Raw genomic sequence first — 25,287 nt, forward strand, 5'->3', positions numbered from 1 at the left:
CCGCGCGCAATTGGCCATTGTGATGCCCGCTGTAAAGAAATGTCGTTCCGCAAGACGGGCTGGCCTCGGTGCGGAGGGCAAAGACTTGGCGCGCCCATCATACCGAACTTTCTGCCCGACAAGGCGCGCACTGATCGGAATGCGCGGACGCAGCACCATAGGTTACATCGTCTCGAGGCAATGTTTACGGAAGGCGCGTTTGAGCATGTCCAGCTCTGCGCGTAACAAATCCATTTCTGCCACGATATCATCGCCGACAGGCTGGCCCGTCACGATGGAGAAGTGGGCAAGCCGGTCCCCTGTTTCCGTGTCGGAAATCACGAAGGTCTGCACCCCATCGTTCAGAACTTCAACCGGGATCGGCACGCGCACCAAATAGTTGCCACGGTGGTCCGGATCCTCTTCGATTGTCATTCCGCCAATAGGTTTGGCCAGATGGCTGACCTCAAGATCCGGCAGGTCTAGCATGCTCCCCACATCCAGCACTCCTTCCCATACACCGGCATGAATGCGTGCTTTGGTCAAAGTCATGTCAGACATATGTCAGTCCTTTGCAATACGGAGGAAATGCTCAACTGCGATCACACTTCAGCACGCGGGCGTCTGCTGATGTTTATGTCTCGCAATACAATCTGGCTCATCTCTGGATTTTCGATCACCAGATCGACCCACATCCGCTCTACGCGCTTTTCGTTCATATTTGTATAAGCCAGGTCGAACTCAACTTCGACCTCTGCTCGTCCATCCTCGCTCAGATCTTCAAACGGAAGCTCGCGCACCAGCTGTTCCGTATTGGGGCCATGTTTGATGTTGAGGCGTGTGAAAATCTCGAGCTTCTTTTCCATCTCGACCACGGCATTCATCCGCACAAGGTGGCGTTGCTTCAAATCGTCGACAGAGGCGGCGGGCATCTCGATCACCAGCGACAGGAAAGACCCGTCAAAACGGAACACATCCATGCGCAGACCAAATGGTGCAAGGTCATCCTCTCTGGTATTGCGCACCTGCCGTACTGTCAGTTCAGAGCTACGGCAATCGTGAAACAGCATCACCTCTTCACCAAAAGTGGATTTGGTAGGAGCCGCAGCCAATCCGATTGGTGAAATGGGCATCCGCCACAGTTCCGGTCGATAGGACCAGTCGCAAAAGAGTGGTTTTGGAAAAGCGTTTGAGCCCACCATCGGCAGTGCCAATCGACTGTCTGCCACCCGGATCACATGATCCAGTTGGGCGCGCAGATGGCGCGCTGATCCACGCAATTTTCGTAATGTCGAGAGATCATATTCACGCACCTTACGCGCCAAACGCCCCCAATGTCGCGTTGCGCGCCACTGGATAAGGCGATGTCGAATACCGATGACGCGGTTGGGCATGAGAGCGTGACTCGTGTTAACTCTTTGACAGTGCCATCTTTATGGCGATTGTTTCGATTTTCAAACTGAATAGTTTCAATTCCACAAACGGCTTGGCAATTTCGCGGCATGTCCTCTTGATCTGTCTCTTTTTCGGAAAGACCGCCGCAATGCGTCGCACAATATCAGCATTTCCCCGTTGCCACCCACAGGACAGGCAGTAAGTTTCAGAGAATGACAATGAATGAGCAAATCCCCAATTCGTTTTGGCAGCCCGCCATGGAACGCCGAGAGCTATGGCGCAGCCTGCTCGGAATTATTTTGATCCATGTGGCGTTCTTTGCCGCCACATTTGTACTTTTTATCGCTGGGGGGCTGGCTCTGGGGATCACTCCACAGTCCATCCTTGGCGCAAGCACACCCGCGCAGACCATGGTGTTTTTCGCCACGTTCCTTGGGTATCATATCGGCCTCTGGCTGGTGGTACGGTTCCTACACAAACGCAACTATCGCAGCTTGTTCGGTCCAAGCGGACAGATCATGTGGCGCCACTTTTCTTATGGGTTTGGAGCGGCGGTTTGTTTGGTCTTCCTGGGGCTTTTCATCGAAGGGGTCGGGCTAATACCCAGCGGGGAACACCCTCAGCCCGAACTTCAGCAAAACATGCCCATATCGCTTTGGCTGACACTTCTGGTGCCAAGCCTCGCGTTGATCTTTATGCAAATCATGGCGGAGGAGCTGGTCTTTCGCGGCTATCTGCTCCAACAACTGCGCGCGCGTTTTTCTTCGATCTGGCTCTGGGCCGTGCTGCCGTCTTTCCTGTTCGGCATTCTGCATTTCGACATCTCGACCTACGGCGTGAATGCCTATTTCTACGTGCTGCACACCACAATTGCCGGAATCATTCTGGCGCTCATCACCTTGCGCACCGGGAATATCGGCGCTGCTGCTGGATTGCACATGGCAAACAACGCCGGTCTGGTGGTGATCGGGAATCAGGGCATACTGGACGGGCTTTCCCTGTTTCTTTCAAATCCCGTCCTGACCAGCACCTATGTCAGCGCCTCTATCCTGACCCAAACCTCGCTGATGGTTCTGGCCTTCCTTTTCTGGTGGTTCTGGCTTTACCCCCCCTCAAATACCGACAAGCAATTGCAAATGCCGTCGGGTAAGATTACTTAGGCCCAAACGACGAAGGATATGGCGATGAACTGGATCTCGAACTACGTCCGCCCACGCATCAACTCCCTGTTCTCGCGCCGTGAGGTGCCTGAGAACCTTTGGACCAAATGCAAGGAATGCGGCTCCATGCTCTTTCACCGCGAGCTGGCCGAGAACCTGAATGTCTGCACGAATTGCGACCACCACATGGCGATCACCCCACGGGAACGCTTTACCGGGTTATTTGATGGCGGTGTATTCACCGAGGTTGAGGTACCTGCACCGATCGACGATCCTTTGCAGTTCAAGGATCAGAAGAAATATCCCGAGCGGATGAAGGGTGCCCGCAAGGCAACCGGCGAACGCGAAGCGATGCTGGTGGCAGAAGGTGAGATTGGGCGCACCCCGATTGTGGCCGCAGCCCAGGACTTTAGCTTCATGGGCGGTTCCATGGGCATGTATGTCGGCAACGCCATCATCGCGGCCGCCGAACGTGCCGTCGCAATGAAACGCCCGCTGGTACTGTTTTCCGCTGCTGGTGGTGCACGGATGCAAGAAGGCATCCTGTCACTAATGCAAATGCCCCGCACCACTGTTGCTGTGCAGATGCTGAAAGAAGCAGGCCTGCCGTATATTGTTGTGCTAACCCACCCGACCACCGGGGGCGTGACAGCGTCTTATGCAATGCTGGGTGACGTTCACATCGCGGAACCCAACGCGCTGATCTGCTTTGCCGGTCCCCGCGTGATCGAACAGACCATCCGCGAAAAACTGCCCGAAGGGTTCCAACGCGCCGAATACTTGCTGGATCACGGGATGCTTGATCGCGTGACACACCGCAAGGCCATGAAGTCCGAGCTGGTCACGATTTTGCGTATGCTGACCGGGCAGGGTCCAGCGGTCGCAGGCGACTTGCCTGCCCCAGAGGAAACCGCCGAGGACGCGGAAGAGCCCCAAGAGGCCGCTGCCAAAGGCTGAGATTTGACGCGCATGTTGCCCTGAATGGGTCGCAAACCACCTCTCTTATCCGGGTGAAACCGGATAGGGGAAAGTGAACGCTTGTTTGAACGAGATCACCATGACCAACACCCCTGCCCCCTCGTCCGATGTCATCCTTGATCGCATGATGGCCCTGCACCCGAAGATCATTGACCTGACACTGGATCGGGTCTGGCGGCTGCTGGAACAGGTGGGCAATCCGCAGGACAAGCTGCCTCCGGTGATCCATCTTGCGGGCACCAATGGCAAAGGCTCAACTCAAGCTATGTTGCTGGCTGGGCTGGAAGGCGTGGGTAAACGCGTGCACGCCTATACCTCACCGCATCTGGCCCGGTTTCACGAACGCATCCGTCTGGCGGGCGAACTGATTTCCGAAGACGCTCTGACCGAGGTGCTTGATCACTGTTATGAGAAGAACGGCGGCGAAAACATCACCTATTTTGAAATCACCACTGTTGCAGGTCTGATGGCGTTTGCCGAAACGCCGGGGGATTACACACTTCTGGAAACCGGACTGGGCGGACGGCTGGACGCCACCAATGTGGTTGAGAAACCAGCCCTGACCATCATCACCCCGATCTCGATCGACCACACCCAGTTTCTGGGGGACACCCTCACAGCCATTGCCGGTGAGAAAGCCGGGATCCTGAAACGCGGCGTCCCCTGTGTGGTGGGACCGCAGCCGGACGAGGCGCTCGATGTGATTGAGGCCCGCGCTGCCAAACTGGGCTGCCCACTCTTTATCCATGGCCAGCACTGGCACATGTGGGAAGAACGTGGACGCCTGATCTTTCAGGACGAAAACGGATTGCTCGACCTGCCTCTGCCCACCCTGATCGGCCCGCATCAGATCGAAAACGCCGGCGCCACCATCGCCGCCCTTCGTGTGCTCGGATATGGCGAAGAAGCGTGCGAAGCCGCGATGCTAGACGTAACCTGGCCCGCTCGAATGCAACGGCTGAAAACCGGTCCGCTGGTGGACGCCGCTGGTGATGCTGAACTGTGGCTGGACGGAGGACACAACCCCGCAGCAGGCGAAACTCTTGCAAAAGTCCTGAGTGACCTGCCGAAGCGCCCAACCCACCTCATCTGCGGGATGCTGAACACCAAGGACATTGCTGGCTATCTTCATCCCCTAGCCGCAGTTGCCGACAGTCTGACCGCCATTTCGATCCCGAATGAGATCAACACGCTGCCTGCTGAGACCACTGCATCCGAGGCACGGGCCGTTGGAATGGACGCAAAGACAGCAGAAAGCGCCGAGGCTGCACTCTCGGCCTTGATCAAGCAGGACCCAACCTGCCGCGTGTTGATTTGCGGTTCGCTTTACCTCGCCGGAGATATCCTGAAAACCAACGGGTGATTTGCGTCCACACCGGGGATTTCCTCGAATTTTTCGCTCGTGATCACAAAAAAAATATTCTGTGTGAAACAATACAAAATGAGCTTTGCGACTCATCCCACTGAAACGACTCAGTTTTTCTCAATCCTAGGGTGCAGATATTGATGTGACCCCACAATATTGACGAATTGCCCCAAAAAATTCTATATATAGGATATTCTACGGGCAATCAGTTCGCCTGAGCGGACAAACCTGTTGAGCAGTACGAAGACCAATAAAAATAGCGACTTGCATCGCTAAAAAACGCCAAAATGGCGAATGTGATCACAATTGCCCATGATGGTGCAATGGCCATTATAAGGACGCTGTAAAACATGCGCCCACCTATGATTGGCAAGGGACACAACTAGACGAATTAAGCAGGCGGACACAATCGAGCAGTGAGATCGCCAGCGGGGTCGCCAACGAGCGGCCCCTTTTTGTTGGCAGTCAGTCGGTGCGACCCCAGTCCTTGTCTTGCATTTCTCGAAGACGGCTGGCCGTGCGCTCGAATTCGAACGACCCCTCCCCTTCGACATAGAGCATTTCAGGCTGCGCCGCGGCAGATGCAATCAGCCGAACCTTTGCCTCATAGAGCGCATCAATCAACGTGACAAACCGCTTGGCTTCATTAAAGTTTGACCGACTAAGACGGGGAATGTTTTCCAGAACCAGCACTTTCAGCGCATCTGCGATGACGAGATAATCGCGGGGACCAAGCATCGCGCCACACAGGTCATGAAACCCGGCCCGCCCAGCGCCATTTCGGAACGACGGGATGACGACGTCACGTCCTTTGATTGTCAGTGTAAGTGGCTCTGCGGAGCCCCCCGACAGATCCGACCAGATCTGATCGATTTCTCGGCGTGCTTCGGCATCCGCAGGTGTGAAATACACCTGCCCTCCCGCCAGACGATCCTGCCTATAGTCATTTGGGCTGATCAATTCATGCACCACCATCTGATCCTTGATCAGCTGGATAAAGGGCAAGAACAGTTGACGGTTCAGGCCGTCCTTATAAAGATCATCTGGATGTCGGTTGGACGTGGTCACAACCACAACCCCGGCCTCGAACAGCTTTTCGAACAGCCGCCCAACAATCATCGCATCGGTGATGTCGGTGATTTGCATTTCATCAAACGCAAACAGCCGCACATCTGCTGCAATCTTGTCAGCCACTGGACCCAAAGGATCATCCACGCCGGTTTTGCGGGCTGCATTCAGCCCTTCATGCACCTCTTGCATAAAGGCATGAAAATGCACGCGTCGCTTTGCGGAAATATCCAAATTCTCGACAAACAGATCCATCAACATGGACTTGCCACGCCCGACCCCGCCCCAAAGGTACAACCCCTGCGGCACTTCAACCGGCTTGTGGAACAGGCCACCAAGGATGCCACGCTTGCGCACTGGTGCGGCCTCAAGGTGCACCCGCACATCTTCCAGTGCAGGAAGAACGGTTTCCTGTGCGGGGTCTGGGGTAATCTCGCCCTTTCGGGCCAAATCATTATAAATTTCCGTAAGACTGCTCATTCCTGATCCATAAATCGTGACGTCAGATAAGGAAAGATGAACTGACACATCAGAAACGAAGAATTGACCATTTGGCTGGTTTTGACATGCTCTACACATGACAGAAACGCGCGCGCCCCTTATCACGCCGATCCTTGTGGTTGGCTGCATTATCATCTTGGTCAATTTCGCGATCCGCGCCAGTTTTGGTGTGTTTCAGATCCCGATTGCGCAGGAGTTCAACTGGCCTCGGGCCGAGTTTTCGCTGGCAATTGCCATCCAGAACCTCGCTTGGGGGATCGGTCAGCCGATCTTTGGTGCCATCGCCGAAAAGATCGGGGATCGCAAAGCGATCATCATGGGGGCTCTGATTTACGCCTTTGGGCTGGTCGCGTCTTCCTATGCGGTCTCTCCTGAGGCGCATCAGTTCCTTGAAATTGCCGTGGGTTTTGGGATTGCTGGCACAGGCTTTGGTGTCATCCTTGCTGTCGTGGGCCGCGCCGCCAGTGACGAGAACCGCTCGATGGCTCTTGCAATCGCCACCGCAGCCGGTTCAGCCGGTCAAGTGGTGGGCGCCCCAGTTGCCGAGTTCATGCTTGGGTTCATGACATGGCAGAACGTGTTTGTTGTCTTCGCCGCCGCGATCATCGCCGTACTGGCATTGTTGCCATTGATGAAATCTGACAGCACCGCCAGCAAAACCGAACTTGAAGAGAGTTTGGGTGAGATTCTGATCAAGGCGTTCCGAGATCCAAGCTATACGCTGATCTTCCTGGGTTTCTTTTCTTGTGGTTACCAGCTTGCCTTCATCACGGCGCATTTCCCAGCCTTTGTGACCGAGATGTGCGGGGCCATTGATCCCTCGGGAACACTGGCCTCGATTGGAGTGTCCACAACATCGGCGCTTGGTGCGGTTTCGATTTCCCTGATTGGCCTTGCGAATATTGCTGGCACACTGTTGGCAGGGTATCTGGGCAAGACCTATTCCAAGAAATACCTGCTCGCCGCAATTTACACCGGCCGCACTCTAGTTGCCGCCGTCTTTATCTTGATGCCGATCACACCGACGTCTGTGATCATATTCTCCATCGCTATGGGCTCACTTTGGCTGGCAACCGTGCCGCTGACCTCGGGGCTGGTCGCCCATATCTATGGCCTCAGATTTATGGGGACGCTCTACGGCATCGTCTTTTTCTCGCACCAGCTGGGCAGTTTCCTGGGCGTCTGGTTGGGAGGGCGGATGTATGACGCTTATGGAGATTACACCTTTGTGTGGTGGATCGGCATCGGTGTGGGGGCGTTCTCGGCCATTGTGCATCTGCCCATCAAGGAAAGCCCACTTAAGGCACGACTGGCGTGACGCCACTACTGGAGTGCCCGCGCAGTCACGTTCTTAGCATTCGATCAAACTGGAAGTGCCGTGGTCTTAAATACGGTGCGCAGGGCAAAGCTGGACTGCATCCCCAACACCCCTGGTAGACGCGCCAAATACTGGCGGTGGATGCGCGCAAAGTCCTCTGTGCTTTCAGCAACCACTTTCAAAAGATAGTCAGATTTGCCCGCCATCAGGTGACATTCAAGCACATCCGGCACCAAGGCAACTTCACGCTCAAACGCATCCAGCACTTCATCTGCTTGCCCCGACAGTGTAATCTCTACGAATACGGTCGACGGACATCCCATCTTTCGCGCATCCAAAAGGGCAACATAGTCTTTGATATACCCTTCCTGCTCCAGCCGCTGCACACGGCGATGGCAAGCTGAGGGCGAAAGGTTCACCCGCTCAGAAAGGTCGGCATTGGAGATTCTTCCAGCCTTCTGCAACACCCCAAGGATGCGACGATCTATACTGTCGAGTTCCATCTTCTCACACATTTCTTGCGCATTTCTGGGAAATTGCGCTAATTTCTTCGAACTTAACATATCAAATACAGTAGAATTTACAAAACAATTGCATCCGTTTTCTGCACAAAATTAGGGCAGTTTAAGAACAACAGCACAGGTAAGAGGAGACACCCATGCTGATCGGATGCCCAAAAGAGATCAAACCCCAAGAATTCCGCGTAGGCCTGACCCCGGCTGCCGCAGGTGAAGCCATTGGCCGCGGTCACTCGGTGATCGTGGAAACCAACGCCGGTATGGGCGCTGGTTTTTCAGATGAAGATTACCAAGCCGTTGGCGCAACCGTTCTTGGCACTGCCGAAGAGGTGTTTGCCAAGGCTGACATGATCGTCAAGGTGAAGGAACCTCAAGCCGTTGAGCGCAAGATGCTGCGCGAAGGCCAGTTGCTCTTTACCTATCTGCACCTCGCTCCCGATCCTGATCAGACCCATGACCTGATCGCGTCGGGTGCCACCTGCATCGCCTATGAAACCGTGACCGATGACCGTGGCGGCCTGCCCCTGCTGGCGCCGATGTCGGAAGTCGCCGGTCGTCTGGCCCCGCAGGTTGGGTCCTGGACACTGCAAAAGGCCAACGGTGGTCGCGGTGTTCTGATGGGTGGCGTTCCCGGCGTTGGCCCAGCCAAAGTGGTTGTAATCGGCGGCGGTGTCGTCGGCACCCACGCCGCAAAGATCGCTGCTGGTATGGGCGCAGATGTGACCATTCTGGATCGCTCGCTGCCACGCCTGCGCTATCTCGATGACGTCTTTGGTGGCACCTTCAAGAACCAATACTCGACCGCCGCGGCCACTGCCGAGCTGATCGAGACCGCCGATATGGTGATCGGTGCGGTTCTGATCCCGGGTGCGGCTGCACCAAAACTGATCTCGCGCGAACAACTCTCGACCATGAAACCGGGCGCGGTTCTGGTGGACGTGGCTATCGACCAAGGCGGTTGCTTTGAGACCTCGCGTGCCACCACCCATGCCGACCCGATTTATGAGGTTGACGGTGTGATGCACTATTGCGTGGCCAACATGCCAGGTGCTGTGGCCCGCACTTCGACCATCGCACTTGGCAACGCCACCATGCCCTTCATGCTATCGCTGGCAGACAAAGGTTGGAAAGAAGCCTGTGCTGCTGACAAACACCTGCTGAACGGCCTGAACGTGCATGCAGGCAAGTTGACCTACGCCGCTGTAGGTGAAGCACTTGGCCTCGACACAATCACGGGTGAAGAAGCACTGCAAATCTGATAGTCCTCCTCCCGGACATCAGAAGGCCCCGCCAATTGGTGGGGCCATTTTTATCTAGAGGGCAAGGTCAGCTGATGCGCGACACAAGCTCGGTCACCCGTGCGGCATTGTCCTGCGCAATGCAGCCATCTGCCATGAAGAATGAGTTTTCAAATCCGATCCGGCATTTGCCTCCGGCCCGATATGCGGCCACAAGGCAATCCGTTTCATGGGGACCAAAGGCACAAAGCCCCCAATCCGGGGTCAACGCATTCTCTTCCATCCAATACAAGAACGGTTGTAATTCGCTGGGTTGTGAAACCTGCCCGTCACTGTAGCGCCCTAACACGAAGAGCAGTTGCAGGGATCGGTCGCAAAACATCGCTTTTGGCAAGACACGCGCCAATAGCGCACAATCTTCACGACCATATAGAATGTGCTGGATCGCAATGCCACGCGCTGCACAGGTTTCATAAAACTCCCGCGCGCCCGTTTCATCATCGCGACACATCTCGGCAATCGAAACGGAAACCAGATTCGCCCCAACCTCAAGCGCGACTTGTTTCTGCACGTCAGGCGCATAGATCCCAACGGCTTCGGTTGTGATCTGTATCGCCATATCAGGCACTTCAACCTTCAAGGCGGCCAAAACTTCCTGATAAGTTTCGACGTCCAGCAAATGCCCGCCATCCGCATCACGGATATGCAGGTGCAGCCCATCTGCTCCGGCATCAAAGCAGTCGCGCGCGCAAACAACAATCTCATCCTTGGTGATCGGCAGGGCTGGATGATCCACCTTGCCCTTTCGCGCTCCATTTGGGGCCACCATAATCTTTGGGAGTGGGGTCACAGCACTTGCCCAAGACTGCGTGAAAGTTTGTCGACGAGCTCTCCGATTTGATCTTCAGAAATGATAAACGGAGGAGCCAGCAGGATGTGGTCCCCGTGGCGCCCATCAATCGTGCCATTCATCGGATAACAGATCAGCCCGTTTTCAAAGGCGGTTTTCTTGAGCTGTGCCGCCACTTTTCTGTCCGGATCAAACGGTGTTTTGCTGTCACGATCCGCAACCAGTTCAATCCCGCGAAACATGCCACGACCACGAATATCACCCACATTGGGGTGCTGGCCAAACTCGGCTTGCAGCGCCTCAAACAGGACATTTCCCATCTGTGCAGAGCGTGCGGCCATGCCGCCTTCGGTCAGCTTTTTCACCACGGCATCCGCCGCCGCAGCGGCTATTGGGTGGCCAAGATAGGTATGGCCATGCTGGAAAAATCCTGATCCAGCGGCGATTGCATCATAGATCTGGCCAGAGCATAGCATTGCTCCGATCGGCTGGTATCCTGCACCCAGCCCCTTGGCTATGGTCACAATATCAGGTGCAATCCCATCTTGCTCACATGCAAACAAAGTGCCGGTACGACCCATACCACACATGACTTCATCCAGGATCAGCAGCACACCATATTGGTCGCAGATCTCGCGAATCCGTTTGAAATAGCCTGCCACCGCAGGCACGGCCCCGGCAGTTGCGCCAACCACAGGTTCAGCAAGAAATCCGATGACGTTTTCCGGTCCCTGACGCAGGATTTCTTCTTCCAGCGCACTGGCGGCCCGCAGACCGTATTCCTCTTCGCTTTCACCGTCTTCGCGCAGGCGATATTCATAACAGGGGTCAATATGGCTGGCCGAGACCATCACCGGGTCAAACGGTTCACGCCGCCACATGTTGCCCCCCGTGCCCAGCGCACCGAGCGTATTGCCATGATAGCTCTGCTTGCGCGCAATGAATTTTGTGCGGCTGCCTTGTCCGGTTTCCAGCATGTATTGCCGTGCGAGTTTCAAGGCAGATTCCACCGCTTCTGATCCGCCCGAGACCAGATAAACCTTCTCGATCCCATCCGGCGCGTTGGCAATCAGGCGATCCGCCAGCGATTCGGCAGGCTGCGATGTAAGAAAACTTGTATGCGCAAAAGCGAGTCGATCCATCTGGGACCGCATGGCATCAAGCACGTCGGAATCAGAGTGCCCCAGACAGGACACAGCGGCGCCCCCGGAACCATCAAGGTATTTTTTCCCTGATTTATCAAAGAGGTATACCCCTTCTCCATGATCAGCTAGGGGCGGAAGTGATTGGGTGTGGCGTGGAAAGATATGTGACATGGCAACCTCGTTCTACCCCGCCTTATCCATTGTGAAACAAATAAGTCAAGTATTGACATATCATGAAACAAAATGAACAATCCCCGAAATTGGGTCCAGACAGCCAAAGGGGGGAGGTTTGCGGACATCGTTTGAACAGCGCCTGACCACCCGGTATGGCGACCTGACAGACACGCTGCGCGCCGCGGCGGAATATATCATGCACCATCCGCTGGACATGGCGACGCGACCCCTGCGGACCGTTGCACAAGCCAGTGGCTCTTCGCCTGCTGCTTTCACCCGCCTGTCAAAAGCGCTCGGATACACTGGCCTAGATGAACTGCGCGAGGAATTGCGCGACAAAATCGACCAGCGCATGGGTGATTTCGCCAGCCGTGCACAGAGGCTTCAGGAAGATCATGGCGCGGGCAAATCCGACTTCATGACCGCGCATCTCTCTGCTTGCCAAACCAATCTTCAAACGCTGCCTGAAAGCGTCAATTTACAGCTGCTCGACCAAGCTATTGATACCCTTGCCCGTGCGCGGGTTGTCAGCCTGCTGGGGGCACTGGGGTCGACGGGAGTGGTTGAATACATGGCATATATGGCAAACATGTTTGCCGGAAACTGGCAGCTTCTGGGCAGAATGGGAGCATCGCTTGGCAGCGGGCTGGCAAACATGACCAAAGATGACGCACTTGTCGTTGTCACCAAGCCGCCCTTCGCCCCGCAGGTGCTTCGAGCGGTGGAAATTGCCCGCAATCAAGGTGCCTATGTGGTGGTGATCACCGACACACATGCCTGCCCGGCCTTGCGCCACGCACAGGCGGGTTTCGTATTGCCCAGCGCTAGCCCACATTTCTACTCATCCTATGTCTCGACCATGTTTCTGGTTGAGGTGATAATCGGCAAACTCGTCAGCCATGCAGGTGAAAAAGCCCGCTTGCGGATCGCGAATGTCGAGGATAGCAACCGTCTTCTGTCCGAAGTTTTGGACGAAGATCTAGTATAACCAGCAACTTAGTGAACAGGGGAGAATTCATAATGTTCCAAAAGCTGAAAATTGCAGCATACGGCATCGCCGCAGCTGGTGTGATGGCTCCGGCAGCCTTTGCCGAAGAGTTCATCACGATCGGCACCGGTGGTGTGACCGGCGTTTATTATCCGACCGGTGGCGCGATCTGTCGCCTGGTGAACAAAGGCCGCCGCGATCACGGCGTGCGCTGTTCAGTCGAGTCGACTGGCGGTTCGGTCTACAACATCAACACCATTCGCGAAGGCGAGCTGGAATTTGGTGTGGCCCAATCTGACTGGCAGTACCACGCCTATAACGGCAGCTCGAAATTCGAAGAAGCTGGCCCGTTTGAAGGCCTGCGTGCCGTCTTCTCAGTGCACCCGGAACCCTTCACCGTTGTGGCCCGCGCGGATGCTGGCGTCAAAACTTTCGCTGACCTCAAAGGTAAGCGTGTAAACATCGGCAACCCGGGTTCGGGACAGCGCGGCACTATGGAAGTTCTTCTGGCTGCTCTGGGCTGGACCACTGCTGATTTCGCTCTGGCGACCGAGTTGAAAGCATCTGAGCAATCCGCTGCTCTGTGCGACAACCAGATTGACGCAATGGTCTACACCGTTGGTCACCCGTCGGGTTCGATCCAAGAAGCAACCACTGCATGTGACTCGGTTCTTGTGGAAGTATCCGGCGCAGAAGTTGATCAGCTGATCGCAGACAACTCGTTCTACCGTTCGGCCACCATTCCTGGCGGCATGTATCGCGGCAATGACGCAGACACCATGACATTTGGTGTGGGCGCCACATTCGTAAGCTCGGACACAGTGTCGGAAGACGTTGTCTATACCCTGGTCAAATCGGTCTTTGAAAGCATCGAAGACTTCAAGGGGCTGCACCCGGCATTTGGTGTTCTGGTTCCGGAAGAAATGGCAACCGCTGGCCTGTCTGCACCGCTGCATCCTGGCGCCGAGAAGTACTATCGCGAAGCTGGCATCATTAAGTAAGCCTGCACGCATGGGCCGGGGGTTTCCCTCCGGCCCATTACCTTTCCGCATCCTGAAACACTGCAATTGGTTGATGTGGAACGACGGTTCAGCCTGAGCCATAACCTGACGTGAAAGTCAGTAATCTCGCGGAACCAGATGTTGGACAGTGACAACTACGAACGGGGAGAACGTTCATGACTGACGCCGAAAATCGCGCGTTAAGCGAAGAAGAGCTACAGGAACTGGTCGCCGCCAGCGATAGTGGTGCCCGCGCGCCGACCGGATGGGTCGGCACAATGATTGCCGTTGTGGCTCTGATCTGGTCTATCTTTCAGGTGCTTTTGGCGTCTCCGATCTCAGCCTATGTGTTGAGTGGTGATCTGATCAATAACTCGCGCCAGATCCATCTGGCTTTTGCCATATTCTTGGCTGCCATGGCTTATCCGCTGTTCAAATCCTCACCGCGTGACAAAATCCCCTGGTATGATTGGGGGCTTGGCCTCGGCGGGGCATTCCTCGCCATGTATGGCTATTTCTTCTATGACAAGATTGTAAGCAATGGCGGTTTGGCAGATGCCACCGACGCCTATTTTGGTCTGGCTGGCCTGATTTTCCTGTTTATTGCAGCTTATCGCACCTTAGGTCCCGTGATGGTGGCACTCGCCATCGTATTCCTGTTCTACGTTTTCTTCGGGTCATCTGAAGTGGTGCCAGATCAGATCCGCTGGGCAGGCGCGAGTTTGCGCAAAGCCATGAGCCACATGTGGATCACATCCGAAGGTGTCTTCGGGATCGCACTGGGCGTCTCAACCAAATTCGTCTTCTTGTTTGTCCTGTTCGGCGCACTGCTCGATAAGGCAGGGGCGGGCAACTACTTCATCAAGATGGCCTTTGGCGCACTTGGCCACCTTCGTGGCGGCCCGGCCAAGGCAGCCGTGGTGGGGTCTGCGGCGACCGGTCTTATTTCCGGCTCGTCGATCGCCAACGTTGTCACCACCGGCACCTTCACCATCCCGCTGATGAAGCGGGTGGGATTCAGCGCAGAGAAGGCAGGCTCGGTCGAAGTGGCCTCCTCGGTGAACGGTCAGATCATGCCACCCGTGATGGGGGCTGCGGCCTTCCTGATGGTGGAATATGTGGGCATTTCCTATGTCGAAGTGATCACCCATGCCTTCCTGCCCGCCGTGATCTCCTACATCGCGCTGGTCTACATCGTTCATCTTGAAGCGGTAAAAAACAACATGCCTACCATCGGCAACAAGGTTGTGTCGATGGGTAAGACCATCGGTGGCATGTTCGCCTTCTTCGCGGGCTTCGCATTGCTGTGTTACGCCACGCAATTCCCGGTCAAACTGATCGTTGCCATGGTGCCCGGTGGATCCGGCTGGATCCTCGCTGCACTGCTTTTGGCGATCTATATCGGCCTGATCTACCTCGCGTCTCAGACCGAGGATCTGGAACCTGATGATCCGAATGCCGAGGTTGTTGAGCTGCCAGATGTGGCAAAGATTTACAAATCCGGTCTTTACTACCTGCTGCCGATCATCGTGCTGGTGTACTTCCTGATGATTGAACGCAAGTCACCAGGGCTGTCGGCCTTCTGGGCCACCATGCTGCTGTTTGCGATCCTTCTGACACAGAAATCGCTGAAGGCTCTTTTCCGAGGTGAGAACGACCCAGTGGGTCGCCTGCGTGAAGGTGTAACCGATTGGATTGAAGGCATGATCGACGGTGCGCGCAATATGATCGGCATCGGCCTGGCAACCGCGACCGCCGGGATCATCGTTGGCACCGTATCACTGACCGGCATCGGTCAGGTTATGGCGGATTTTGTCGAGTTCCTTTCGGGCGGCAATCTGATTCTGATGCTGATCTTCGTGGCAATCCTCTCGCTGATCCTGGGGATGGGGCTGCCGACCACGGCGAACTATATCGTGGTCAGCTCACTGATGGTTGGGGTGGTCGTGGAACTGGGGGCGCAATCGGGCCTGATCGTGCCGCTGATCGCGGTGCACCTCTTCGTGTTCTACTTTGGCATCATGGCAGACGTGACACCGCCTGTGGGGCTGGCGAGTTTCGCCGCTGCTGCCGTGTCAGGGGGGGATGCAATCCGCACCGGCTTCACCGCATTCTTCTACAGCCTGCGCACCGTGGCCCTGCCGTTTGTGTTCATATTTAACACGGACCTCCTGCTGATCGACGTGACATGGATGCAAGGCATCATTGTCTTCATCATCGCAACCATCGGCATTCTGGTCTTTACCGCAGGCACGATGGGCTTCTTCCTGACCCGCTCGCGGATTTGGGAGACTGTTGCCCTTCTGGTTGTAGCCTTTGCGCTCTTCCGTCCCGGCTTCTTCATGAACCAGATCCAGCCCCCGTTTGAGGTGATCGAACCTGCTGGATTTGTACAGGCGCTGGAATCGGCTGAACCGGGCAGCACCTTGCGCACAGTGGTCTCGGGACCAGACTTCGACACGCTTGAGGTCAAAGACCTGACGGTGCCGCTGGTTGTTCCAGAGGCTGAAGGGGCCGACGCCCGCCTGCAGGCTCTTGGGCTGATGCTGGCTCCGGAAGGCGACGTGATGCGACTGGATGAACCGGCCTTTGGAACGGAACTGTCGAACCAACTGGGGTCGTTTGATTTCTACGGTGATGATCCTGTCGCGATCACCAGCGTTCAAGCGACGGCAGATCAGCTTCCGAAAGAACTGATGTTCATCCCGGCGCTGATGCTTTTGGGCCTCGTGGCTTTCTTGCAGACCGGACGAGCCCGCAAACTTGAAGCAGAAGGAGTGACGGCATGACCAAGACCATTCTCTGCGCCGTAGACATCAATCGCCCGGTAGAGGATCGCAAGGTCCTCGAAAGGGCAGCGCAACTCGCGGATATGGATAGCGCACAGCTTGATATCGTCACTGTGGTCCCCGATTTCGGCGCCAATATTGTGGGGGTGTACCTGCAAGACCACCATGTCACCACCGCACAAGACAAGGCCAAGGAACTGTTGAATGAGTTTTGCGAAGAGACGCTTGGTGCTGATGTAAACGCCAAAACCCGGCACGTCGTTGCAATTGGCTCTGTCTACGAAAAGGTGCTGCAAACAGCAGAGCTGAACAAAGCAGACCTGATCGTGATTGGTGCACATCGCCCCGATTTGAAAGATTATCTGCTTGGCCCGAACGCCGCCCGTATCGTGCGACATTCGGATGCGTCAGTTTACGTGGTTCGTTGACCTCACGGATTTAACCAACAAGGCAGGCCTCTTCGGGGGCCTGTTTTTTTGTTAAAGAGAGCAATTCCGAAATTTCTTCTCTGTCCCGAAACAAAAGAAGCCCCGCCATTTGGCGGGGCTTACCTTTGGTCGTCGCAGCGACTTGGCCTTGAAGGGCTCCGCTGGATTGGGCCTGATATGGTAGCGTGGGGCGGACTTGAACCGCCGACCCCAGCATTATGAGTGCTGTGCTCTAACCAGCTGAGCTACCACGCCATCTCATATCGTGGGCGGTGAGTATTCCAAGGCGCGGGCGGTGTCAAATGGAAATGTCCGATTTCCCGACACCAAGCCCGGATTTTTTCACCGCTCAGGCTTTCTTCTGAATCTCGACCGTATGCGGATATGGGATCGAGATACCCTTGGCATCAAAGGTTTCTTTTACTGCTTGGGTCAGTTGGAATTTCACATCCCAATAATCCTCTGCAGCCACCCAGATTCGCGTGGTCAGATCCACCGAGCTGTCGCCAAGATTGGTCACACGCACCCAGGGTTCAGGATCGTTCATCACGCGCGTGTCAGCCTTGACCACATCCAGTATGATCCCCATCGCCACATTGGCGTCATCGCCATAATCTATCCCAAAAACCATATCAACACGACGGGTGTCATGGGCAGAATAGTTCTTGATGATAGCCCCCCATGCCTGCCCATTGGGCACAATGATCTGAACATTGTCCGGCGTTACAAGTTCGGTCACGAAAAGGTTCAAATCCCTGACTGTACCTGCTGTGCCATTGATATCGACGAGATCACCCAATTTATATGGGCGGAACACGATCAACATCACGCCAGCGGCCAGATCCGACAACGTGCCTTGCAGAGCCAGACCAATCGCCAGAGAAGCCGCACCCAGAACCGCCACAATGCTGGTCGCTTCGATGCCAAAGATCCCCAGCACCGCGACCAGCACCATCGCCAGAATGGCCCATTTTACGATGCTTGCCAGAAAATTGCCCAGCGTCGGGTCGATGCCCTCGGTCCGGTTCACACGGTTTCGCGCAAGTGCTCCAAGGCGACCGGCCACGACCCAACCGATCACCAGCACCACCAATGCCTGAGCCGCGCTCAAAAGAAGCGGCCCCCACACTCCAGTAATAATCTCGTTCATTGTTCTATCTCTTGTTTGCGCCCCACCTGGGGCATTCATTCACACAAAAAAGGGACGGCTTCAAAGCCGCCCCGAAATATGCCACCGCATCTACGGCGATTGTCTGATCAGGTCAGGCCTTCTTCAGAGCGTCCCGAATTTCAGTCAGAAGATCAAGCTCGGTTGGACCCTCAGGTGCATCCTCAACCACTTCTTCCTCTTCCTTCTCGGCTGCTTCTTTCACTTTGTTCACATAGCGCACGAGCATGAACACCACAAAAGCGATGATCAGGAAGTTGATCACGGCCATGATGAAGGCACCATATGCGAAGACGGCGGCGCCAGCTTCACGAGCTGCGTCCAACGAAGCACCTTCGGCAACTGTTCCAGACAGCACAGCGTACATGTTGGTGAAATCTACGCCGCCCATGAACAATCCGATGAACGGGTTGATCAAATCACCAACCATCGATTTCACAATCGCTGTGAACGCCGCACCGATAATGATCCCTACGGCCATATCCATGACATTGCCCTTGGCAATGAAATCCTTGAATTCTTGTAGCATACTCGCCCTTTCCCTGTTTCACGCCCGGTTATACCAGCTTGTGCTTTTACCCTAATGCGACGCGTCAGGGTTTGGGAACAGGGGAATTAGCATAAAGGACTCCCCTCAGGAGGGGAGCACACCAGTCAGGACATAGCGCAAGATTTCAGCAACCTGGCCCGGCTCGCGCGCAACAGCCAGGGCGGCAGCGTCCACCTCTTTCAGGGCATGGTCGTGATCAGGTTGTTGCAGAACAATCAGCGATTTGCCCTTGGCCGCAGCATAGCCAGCATCAAAGGCGGCATTCCACTGGCGGTATTTTTCGCCAAAACGCACCACAACCACGTCGGCCTCTTCGATGCCTTTGCGGGTGCGGATCGCGTTTATCAACGCGCCTTTATGATCGTGCCAATATTTGTTTGGCTCTTCCCCGAGGATCGCCACACCGCAATCATCCGACGCATCATGGTCGGTCACCGGAGCGGAAAAGCTCACATCAAGCCCATCGCACGCCGAGATTATCTGCTCGCGCCAATCGGTGTGGATTTCACCTGATAGATATACGTTCAATGCCATAGCCATTCTCCAGAAATGGGACATGGCCCCAAGGGGCCATGTTTCAACGGTTAGCTTCGCAGCGTACCGCCCGTTGCCTTTTCAACCTTCTGGACAATCTTGGCGCTTACGGCCTCGATATCCTTGTCGGTTAGGGTCGCGTTGCGGGGTTGCATGCGGACAGTGATGGCGAGCGATTTCTTGCCCTCACCCAGCGAGCCGCCGATGAATTCGTCGAATACGTTCACATCGGTGATCAGCGCCTTGTCGGCACCTGCGGCTGCATTCACCAGATTGATCGCTTCCACATTCGCGTCAACGACAAAGGCAAAGTCACGCTCGACCGGTTGCAGATCAGATGCGCCCAGCGCCGCACGCCCCGTGCCTTTGGCTTTCGGGAAGGGCACTTTCGCCAGATGCACGGCAAAGGCCACAACCGGGCCTTTCACGTCCATCTCAGAGATGGTTTTCGGGTGCAGCTCGCCAAAGGCACCGAGAATGTTCTTCGGTCCCAGACCCAGTTTGGCCGAGCGGCCCGGGTGCCACCAGGCATTCATATCGCGCACAAAGGTCAGCTTGGCGGGGGCGCCAATTGCGTTCAACACCGCCTCGACATCTGCCTTGGCATCATAGGTGTCGACCGGGCGGCGCGCGCCAAAACGATCGCGCGGGCCGGTGTTACCCACCAGAATACCAGTGACCATTTGTTCGTATTCGTCCGGCTCACCACCGCTGAACACGGGACCAACTTCGAACAGCGCCAGATCCATGAAGCCACGCGCCTGATTACGGGCAGCAGCCTGCAAAAGACCGGGCAAAAGCGACGGGCGCATGTGGCTCATTTCAGACGAGATCGGGTTGGCCAAAGCCACCTCATCCCCACCGGTACCAAAGCGTTCAGCGCTTGCCTGATCGATAAAGCTGTAGGTCACGCATTCATTGTAGCCCAGCGCCGCCACGGTGCGCCGCGCAATGCCTTCGCGTTTCTGCATCGGGGTCAGGATCGCCTTGGGCACACCCACATGGGCGCGCGGCAGGGGCTTACCAACCAGCTTGGTGAGCGAAGCCACACGGGCCACCTCTTCCACCAGATCGGCTTCCCCCAGTACGTCCGGGCGCCAGCTCGGCACATGCGCCATGTCGCCGTTCAGTTCAAAGCCCAGCGCAGTCAGGGTCGCGCGTTGCTCATCGGCAGGAATGTCCATACCAACCAGGCTCTGCACCCGGTCTGTATCGAGCTTATAGGCCCGCGCTACATCCGGCACTTCGCCCGCGGTCACCACGTTCGAGGGCTCGCCGCCGCAGAGATCAAGGATCATCTGTGTCGCAGCCTCAATCGCAGGCGCATTATAAGCAGGATCAATACCGCGTTCGTTGCGATAGCGCGCGTCGGAGTTGATCTTCAGAGCGCGGCCTGTCTTGGCAATCTGGATCGTGTCCCAAACTGCGGCCTCAAGGAAGACATTTGTGGTTTCTTCGGTGCATCCGGTCGGCAGGCCGCCCATGATGCCGCCAATGGACTCAATGCCCTCGGCATCCGAGATCACAACTGCACCTTCCGGGAAGGTGTATTCCTTCTCATCCAGCCCCATCAGCGTCTCACCACCCTTGGAGCGATGCACCCGCAGGTCGCCTTTGACCTTGTCGGCGTCAAAGACGTGCAGCGGGCGGTTCATGTCATAGGTGAAGAAGTTGGTGATATCGACCAGTGCCGAGATGGGACGCAAGCCAATCGCCTTCAGGCGCGCCTGCAACCAAGCCGGAGATGGCCCGTTCTTCACACCTTTGATCAGACGGCCCATGAACACATGCGCCTCGTCTTTGGTATCTTCGTCGATGGTCACATTGATCGGGCTATCAAAGCTACCCTCGACCTTATGTTCCTTCAGGGGCTTCAGGGTGCCCAGACCACGCGCGGCAAGATCGCGGGCAATGCCGCGCACGCCGAGCGCATCGGGGCGGTTCGGTGTAATCGCAATCTCGATAACCGGGTCCACCTTGGTGGGATCATTGGCGGCAAGCCAATCGACAAACTTCTCACCGACTTCGCCCGAAGGGAGTTCAATAATGCCGTCATGCTCTTCGGACAATTCCAGCTCGCGCTCAGACGCCATCATGCCGTGGCTTTCCACGCCGCGGATTTTGCCGACAGAAAGGGTCACGTCGATGCCGGGCACATAATCGCCGGGCTTGGCAAGAACCACCGTGATGCCTTCGCGCGCATTGGGTGCCCCGCAGACGATCTGCTTTTCGCCCTCGTTGGTCTGAACCGTACAAACGCGCAGACGATCGGCATCCGGGTGTTTTTCCGCATGTGTCACCTTGGCGAGCGTGAACGCCCCCAGACGATCCATCGGGTTTGTGATCTCTTCGACTTCCAGCCCCAGATCGGTGCAGGCCTCAGCGATGTCATCAACCGAGGCTTCGGTGTCGAGGTGGTCTTTCAACCAAGAGATTGTGAATTTCATGTTCGTTTCCTCAGTCGGTTGCCCTGACGGCGTTCCTAATGGCCCCGGCTCAGCGGTCGGCCAAATCCTCAATCAGTTCAAAATGCTCAAACACAAGCATCATTTCCGGGTCAAACCCGCCATTGCGGGCGAAATAAGCTTCGTGCCCTTTGCGCCACCCGGCAAGGTCATCATCTTCTCCTTCCGCCAGAGCCATCTCTTCGGTGACGTCGCAAAAACGGATTTCTTCGACCTTCACGGTTTTGATCACCAGCGCGGGTGTGCCATCCCAATTGGCGGCAATATCGGTGCGGCCCACGACAGGCATCGCTTCGGGTTCGTCCCTGAAATCGGCCAGCGCACCGCAGGTGGCGCGTTTCTTGCCCGCACGGACAAGGTCGATCAGACGCTTGGACAGCTTGGCACTGTCGCCAAACTTGAACGTCCCGGCACCGGGATAGGTGACCTGCAGGTCTTCCATCTCATCGCTCATGTCTTGTCCTCTTCATCCGCCGCGTCCGACGAAGTGGATGTGTCATCGGTGTCCTCGTTCTCCATCGACTGATCAATGGATCGCGCAAGGCCACGCATACCCCACAGGACAAGCGCACCCATCGCCAAAACCACAATGACATTCATCCAGATCGGCATTAGCGCGACAGCCCCCCACGCATGGTTGGGACGTCCAGCGAGCTGAACCCGTAGTGGCGCAGCCAGCGCAGGTCGCTGTCGAAGAAGGCACGCAGGTCGGGGATGCCGTATTTCAGCATGGCCAGACGGTCGATGCCGAGGCCAAAGGCAAAGCCCTGCCATTCGTCGGGGTTCACGCCCGCCGCCGACAGCACTTTCGGGTGCACCATGCCGGAGCCGAGGATTTCCATCCAGTCGTCGCCTTCACCCAGCTTCAGCGTGCCACCAGCCCAGGAACAGCGAATGTCGACTTCGGCCGACGGTTCGGTGAAGGGGAAGTGCGAGGCGCGGAAACGCAGTTCGATCCCGTCGATTTCAAAGAACGCGCGGCAGAACTCTTCCAGCGTCCATTTCAGGTTCGCCATCGAGATGTCTTTGTCGATCGCCAGCCCTTCAACCTGATGGAACATCGGCGTGTGGGTCTGGTCGTAGTCCGAGCGATACACCCGGCCCGGTGCAATCACGCGGATCGGCGCGCCGGTCTTTTCCATCGAACGGATCTGCACCGGCGAGGTGTGGGTGCGCAGCACATGCGGCGGGCGATTATCGCCCTCGTCGCGGTGCATGTAGAACGTGTCAAACTCCTGCCGCGCGGGGTGGTGCGGCGGGATGTTCAGCGCGTCGAAGTTGTACCAGTCGCTTTCGATCTGCGGTCCTTCGGCGACCGAAAATCCCATGTCGCCAAAGATCGCGCTGATCTCTTCTGTCACTTGCGAAATCGGGTGGATCGTACCTTGGCGCTGCGGGCGTCCCGGCAGGGTCACGTCGAGCCATTCGGTGCGCAGGCGCTCGTCCAGCGCGGCATCTGCCAGAGCGGATCTCTTGGCGGAAATGGCCGAATTGATCTCATCCTTCAGCGCGTTGAGCTTTGGCCCCATGACCTGACGCTCTTCGGGCGTCATCTTGCCCAGCTCACGCATTTTCAGGGCCACTTCGCCCTTCTTACCCACCGCCTGAACGCGGATATCCTCCAGCGCGGCCTCATCCGCGGCCCCTGCCACGGCGTCGATGTATTTCTGCCTCAGATCGTCCATCTTCGTCCCTTGGTTTCCTGCCGGCGGTATCGCACCGGATCACCCCCGGAGAATGCCCCGGTTTGCACCCTGCCGTGCTACCCATTGGGACGCGAAAACGCAAGTATGCGAAGGGGGATCGGACAGGCAAGTTCTGATTAACGTGACTTAAGCGGGTTCAGTCTGCTCACCCGCGGTCCCTCAGAGCGGCTTCAGAGAGCCTAGCAAGCCGATTCGCACGCTCTTGCGCCCTGTCTCTGATTCAATCGACGTTATTTTAATCCTGTGTTTTTCATGATGTTCAACTTCGACGAAGAAAATTTCGCAGGATGACAGGATCGTCTACTGTGCGAGAATTTGCATTGTATGAACAATTTTTTAATTACATGATATTCTCATCGCAGCAAAAATGCTGAATGCGACACCGGAGAGATTGGAAAGCAAGGTCGCTTTCGGAGCTCTCCCCGCCAAAGAGATGGCAGCCGATATCGCCCACAACGGCGCGATGCAGTCAAACGCGAGAACACCCATGTTCGAGCCGGAGACAACCCGGCGTTCATCAACAGATCTAACAAGTCTCGGCCACCGCCAGTTGGCCAACGGCATAGTTCGTATCGCAGACAGCCATTTTGCAGGCGCATGCAACCAACTGACCAAGGAGTCACTCAATGATCCGCACTATCGCAATTACAGCAATCGCAATCGCCGTCACCTCAGCCGCGCCGGGATTCGCCGGTGGCAATAACCCAACCAACGCCAAGGCAATGGCGGGCGCGCTCAAATCTGGCGTCAATCAGGATCAATCCACTAAGGATTTCCTTGAAGGCGCCGGATTCGAGTCAAAGAATCCAAAAGCAGCCGTTCCGAGCATGGTGTCAGGCGGTAGCAATGGCGGCTGGGGAAATATAGGTTCGACCTTGACCAGCCCTGATGGCGGCTCTGTTTCGGGGCGTTGAAACACCACAATTAATACGCTTAGCGCGCATCCCAAAAAACAGAAAAGTCGCAGGGTTTCCCCTGCGACTTTGATCTTTGCGTTTGATGCTTGGCTTAGGCCAGAGCAGCCTTGGCTTTCTCGACGATTGCGCCGAAAGCTTCCGGCTCGTGCACGGCCAGGTCGGCCAGCACTTTGCGGTCCACTTCAACACCGGCAAGGTTCAGGCCGTTGATGAAGCGAGAATAGGTCAGGGCCTCGTCATGCGAACGGACAGCAGCGTTGATACGCTGGATCCACAGGGCGCGGAAATTGCGCTTACGGTTTTTGCGGTCGCGGGTTGCATATTGGTTCGCCTTGTCGACGGCCTGACGCGCTACCTTGAAGGTATTCTTGCGGCGGCCGTAATAGCCTTTAGCGGCCTTGACGACTTTCTTGTGACGGGCGTGAGTTGTGGTTCCACCTTTAACGCGGGACATATTCTATACTCCTCTTAGCGGTCGTAGGGCATGTAGCCCTTGACGATCTTTGCGTCGGGGGCGGACAGGGTGGTGGTGCCACGGGCGTTACGGATGAATTTCTTCGTCCGTTTGATCATTCCGTGCTGTTTGCCAGCTTGGCTGGCCAGGACTTTGCCTGTTGCAGTCACCTTAAAGCGCTTCTTGGCGCTCGACTTGGTCTTCATCTTGGGCATTTCCGTCTCCTTACTTGGGTTCGGTTCGGACGCGACTCGGCATGCCACATAAGCCGGGCGCGCATGAAGTGCGGCATATAGAAGGGATTCCCTGCCATGGCAAGGGATTTGTTGCACTTGCGTGCATGCCTAACGCCAAAACGTCCTAGTTCATAAAGGCTCCGACCACCCGAACAAATACGTTCGGCAACTCATTGATCGAATAGCCCTTCGGGTTGCCCCCTATGGCGAAGATAATCAGGCCGCTCCCAACCAAAAAAGAAATCGCCATGACTTTGGGCGCACGCCTGTCAATCATTGCGTTCAAAAACGCAGGGATGGAAAGTATTAAAATTACCACCCCTGCGACAAGGGATAGATCATGTGTCATCACATTGTCCTA

Annotated in this window: 26 protein-coding genes and 1 tRNA gene; 10 read left to right on the forward strand and 17 right to left on the reverse strand. The window is 56.1% G+C overall.

Annotated features, from left to right (window positions below; genetic code table 11):
• Positions 1-162: 162 nt before the first annotated feature.
• Complete coding sequence (locus tag O2N63_RS00870) at positions 163-540, reverse strand: hypothetical protein (RefSeq protein WP_271052149.1); 378 nt, start codon at positions 538-540, stop codon at positions 163-165.
• A gap of 41 nt (positions 541-581) precedes the next feature.
• On the reverse strand, positions 582-1,373 hold the full coding sequence (locus O2N63_RS00875; RefSeq protein ID WP_271052150.1) for a DUF6478 family protein: 792 nt from the start codon (positions 1,371-1,373) through the stop codon (positions 582-584).
• A gap of 219 nt (positions 1,374-1,592) precedes the next feature.
• Here O2N63_RS00875 and O2N63_RS00880 point away from each other — a divergent pair, with 219 nt between their 5' ends.
• The 3 genes from O2N63_RS00880 to O2N63_RS00890 all read left to right on the forward strand — a co-directional run bounded on the left by O2N63_RS00880 (position 1,593) and on the right by O2N63_RS00890 (position 4,875).
• On the forward strand, positions 1,593-2,534 hold the full coding sequence (locus O2N63_RS00880) for a CPBP family intramembrane glutamic endopeptidase (protein WP_271052151.1): 942 nt from the start codon (positions 1,593-1,595) through the stop codon (positions 2,532-2,534).
• A 24-nt stretch (positions 2,535-2,558) separates the two neighbouring features.
• Complete coding sequence (gene accD / locus O2N63_RS00885) at positions 2,559-3,491, forward strand: acetyl-CoA carboxylase, carboxyltransferase subunit beta (RefSeq protein ID WP_271052152.1); 933 nt, start codon at positions 2,559-2,561, stop codon at positions 3,489-3,491.
• A 100-nt stretch (positions 3,492-3,591) separates the two neighbouring features.
• Positions 3,592-4,875 (forward strand): bifunctional folylpolyglutamate synthase/dihydrofolate synthase, encoded by a 1,284-nt coding sequence (locus O2N63_RS00890; RefSeq protein ID WP_271052153.1) that lies wholly within the window; start codon positions 3,592-3,594, stop codon positions 4,873-4,875.
• Between the two features lie 468 nt (positions 4,876-5,343).
• Here O2N63_RS00890 and zapE read toward each other — a convergent pair whose 3' ends face one another.
• Positions 5,344-6,426: a cell division protein ZapE gene (gene zapE / locus O2N63_RS00895; protein ID WP_271052154.1), complete on the reverse strand. Its 1,083-nt coding sequence runs from the start codon at positions 6,424-6,426 to the stop codon at positions 5,344-5,346.
• Between the two features lie 97 nt (positions 6,427-6,523).
• On the opposite strand from zapE, the gene O2N63_RS00900 reads away from it, so the two are divergent.
• On the forward strand, positions 6,524-7,765 hold the full coding sequence (locus tag O2N63_RS00900) for an MFS transporter (protein ID WP_271052155.1): 1,242 nt from the start codon (positions 6,524-6,526) through the stop codon (positions 7,763-7,765).
• Positions 7,766-7,809: 44 nt separating this feature from the next.
• Here O2N63_RS00900 and O2N63_RS00905 read toward each other — a convergent pair whose 3' ends face one another.
• On the reverse strand, positions 7,810-8,268 hold the full coding sequence (locus O2N63_RS00905; protein WP_271052785.1) for an Lrp/AsnC family transcriptional regulator: 459 nt from the start codon (positions 8,266-8,268) through the stop codon (positions 7,810-7,812).
• Between the two features lie 155 nt (positions 8,269-8,423).
• Here O2N63_RS00905 and ald point away from each other — a divergent pair, with 155 nt between their 5' ends.
• Positions 8,424-9,542, forward strand: a complete 1,119-nt coding sequence (gene ald / locus O2N63_RS00910) for an alanine dehydrogenase (protein ID WP_271052156.1) — start codon at positions 8,424-8,426, stop codon at positions 9,540-9,542.
• A gap of 67 nt (positions 9,543-9,609) precedes the next feature.
• Here ald and O2N63_RS00915 read toward each other — a convergent pair whose 3' ends face one another.
• Both O2N63_RS00915 and O2N63_RS00920 read right to left on the reverse strand, forming a co-directional pair.
• Entirely contained in the window at positions 9,610-10,371 is a 762-nt protein-coding gene (locus O2N63_RS00915) for a BKACE family enzyme (protein WP_271052157.1), read from the reverse strand.
• Positions 10,368-11,687 carry an aspartate aminotransferase family protein gene (locus O2N63_RS00920; RefSeq protein ID WP_271052158.1) on the reverse strand — a complete coding sequence of 440 codons (1,320 nt, stop codon included), beginning with the start codon at positions 11,685-11,687 and terminating at the stop codon, positions 10,368-10,370. The genes O2N63_RS00915 and O2N63_RS00920 overlap by 4 nt, the downstream gene beginning before the upstream one ends.
• Positions 11,688-11,805: 118 nt before the next feature.
• Between O2N63_RS00920 and O2N63_RS00925 the strand changes: the two genes are divergently transcribed.
• From O2N63_RS00925 to O2N63_RS00940, 4 genes are all read left to right on the forward strand, one after another.
• Positions 11,806-12,678, forward strand: a complete 873-nt coding sequence (locus O2N63_RS00925; protein ID WP_271052160.1) for a MurR/RpiR family transcriptional regulator — start codon at positions 11,806-11,808, stop codon at positions 12,676-12,678.
• 32 nt (positions 12,679-12,710) lie between these two features.
• Complete coding sequence (locus O2N63_RS00930; protein WP_271052161.1) at positions 12,711-13,679, forward strand: TAXI family TRAP transporter solute-binding subunit; 969 nt, start codon at positions 12,711-12,713, stop codon at positions 13,677-13,679.
• Positions 13,680-13,855: 176 nt separating this feature from the next.
• A complete protein-coding gene (locus O2N63_RS00935) occupies positions 13,856-16,468 on the forward strand; it encodes a TRAP transporter permease (protein ID WP_271052162.1) in 2,613 nt (870 codons plus the stop codon).
• Entirely contained in the window at positions 16,465-16,896 is a 432-nt protein-coding gene (locus O2N63_RS00940; protein WP_271052163.1) for a universal stress protein, read from the forward strand. The genes O2N63_RS00935 and O2N63_RS00940 overlap by 4 nt, the downstream gene beginning before the upstream one ends.
• Before the next feature lie 178 nt (positions 16,897-17,074).
• On the opposite strand, the gene O2N63_RS00945 is transcribed toward O2N63_RS00940, so the two are convergent.
• The 8 genes from O2N63_RS00945 to pheS all read right to left on the reverse strand — a co-directional run bounded on the left by O2N63_RS00945 (position 17,075) and on the right by pheS (position 23,298).
• Positions 17,075-17,151: transfer RNA gene (locus O2N63_RS00945), tRNA-Met, on the reverse strand.
• A 94-nt stretch (positions 17,152-17,245) separates the two neighbouring features.
• Positions 17,246-18,046 (reverse strand): mechanosensitive ion channel family protein, encoded by an 801-nt coding sequence (locus O2N63_RS00950; RefSeq protein WP_271052164.1) that lies wholly within the window; start codon positions 18,044-18,046, stop codon positions 17,246-17,248.
• A 112-nt stretch (positions 18,047-18,158) separates the two neighbouring features.
• Complete coding sequence (mscL, locus tag O2N63_RS00955; protein ID WP_271052166.1) at positions 18,159-18,593, reverse strand: large conductance mechanosensitive channel protein MscL; 435 nt, start codon at positions 18,591-18,593, stop codon at positions 18,159-18,161.
• Positions 18,594-18,698: 105 nt separating this feature from the next.
• Positions 18,699-19,148, reverse strand: a complete 450-nt coding sequence (locus tag O2N63_RS00960) for a YtoQ family protein (RefSeq protein WP_271052167.1) — start codon at positions 19,146-19,148, stop codon at positions 18,699-18,701.
• 50 nt (positions 19,149-19,198) lie between these two features.
• Entirely contained in the window at positions 19,199-21,595 is a 2,397-nt protein-coding gene (gene pheT / locus O2N63_RS00965; protein WP_271052168.1) for a phenylalanine--tRNA ligase subunit beta, read from the reverse strand.
• A gap of 49 nt (positions 21,596-21,644) precedes the next feature.
• Positions 21,645-22,067: an ASCH domain-containing protein gene (locus O2N63_RS00970; RefSeq protein ID WP_271052169.1), complete on the reverse strand. Its 423-nt coding sequence runs from the start codon at positions 22,065-22,067 to the stop codon at positions 21,645-21,647.
• Positions 22,064-22,225: a hypothetical protein gene (locus tag O2N63_RS00975; RefSeq protein ID WP_271052170.1), complete on the reverse strand. Its 162-nt coding sequence runs from the start codon at positions 22,223-22,225 to the stop codon at positions 22,064-22,066. Before O2N63_RS00975 ends, O2N63_RS00970 begins: the two co-directional genes overlap by 4 nt.
• Positions 22,225-23,298, reverse strand: coding sequence for a phenylalanine--tRNA ligase subunit alpha (gene pheS, locus O2N63_RS00980; RefSeq protein ID WP_271052171.1), 1,074 nt, complete (start codon positions 23,296-23,298; stop codon positions 22,225-22,227). The genes O2N63_RS00975 and pheS overlap by 1 nt, the downstream gene beginning before the upstream one ends.
• 647 nt (positions 23,299-23,945) lie before the next feature.
• On the opposite strand from pheS, the gene O2N63_RS00985 reads away from it, so the two are divergent.
• Positions 23,946-24,233, forward strand: coding sequence for a hypothetical protein (locus O2N63_RS00985; RefSeq protein WP_271052172.1), 288 nt, complete (start codon positions 23,946-23,948; stop codon positions 24,231-24,233).
• A gap of 94 nt (positions 24,234-24,327) precedes the next feature.
• Here O2N63_RS00985 and rplT read toward each other — a convergent pair whose 3' ends face one another.
• From rplT to O2N63_RS01000, 3 genes are all read right to left on the reverse strand, one after another.
• Entirely contained in the window at positions 24,328-24,690 is a 363-nt protein-coding gene (gene rplT / locus O2N63_RS00990; protein WP_055187387.1) for a 50S ribosomal protein L20, read from the reverse strand.
• A 14-nt stretch (positions 24,691-24,704) separates the two neighbouring features.
• Entirely contained in the window at positions 24,705-24,905 is a 201-nt protein-coding gene (gene rpmI / locus O2N63_RS00995) for a 50S ribosomal protein L35 (RefSeq protein WP_271052176.1), read from the reverse strand.
• 145 nt (positions 24,906-25,050) lie between these two features.
• Entirely contained in the window at positions 25,051-25,275 is a 225-nt protein-coding gene (locus tag O2N63_RS01000; RefSeq protein ID WP_271052177.1) for a hypothetical protein, read from the reverse strand.
• Positions 25,276-25,287 lie beyond the last annotated feature (12 nt).

It is taken from the genome of Aliiroseovarius salicola, from assembly GCF_027891095.1.
Taxonomy (GTDB): Bacteria; Pseudomonadota; Alphaproteobacteria; order Rhodobacterales; family Rhodobacteraceae; genus Aliiroseovarius; species Aliiroseovarius salicola.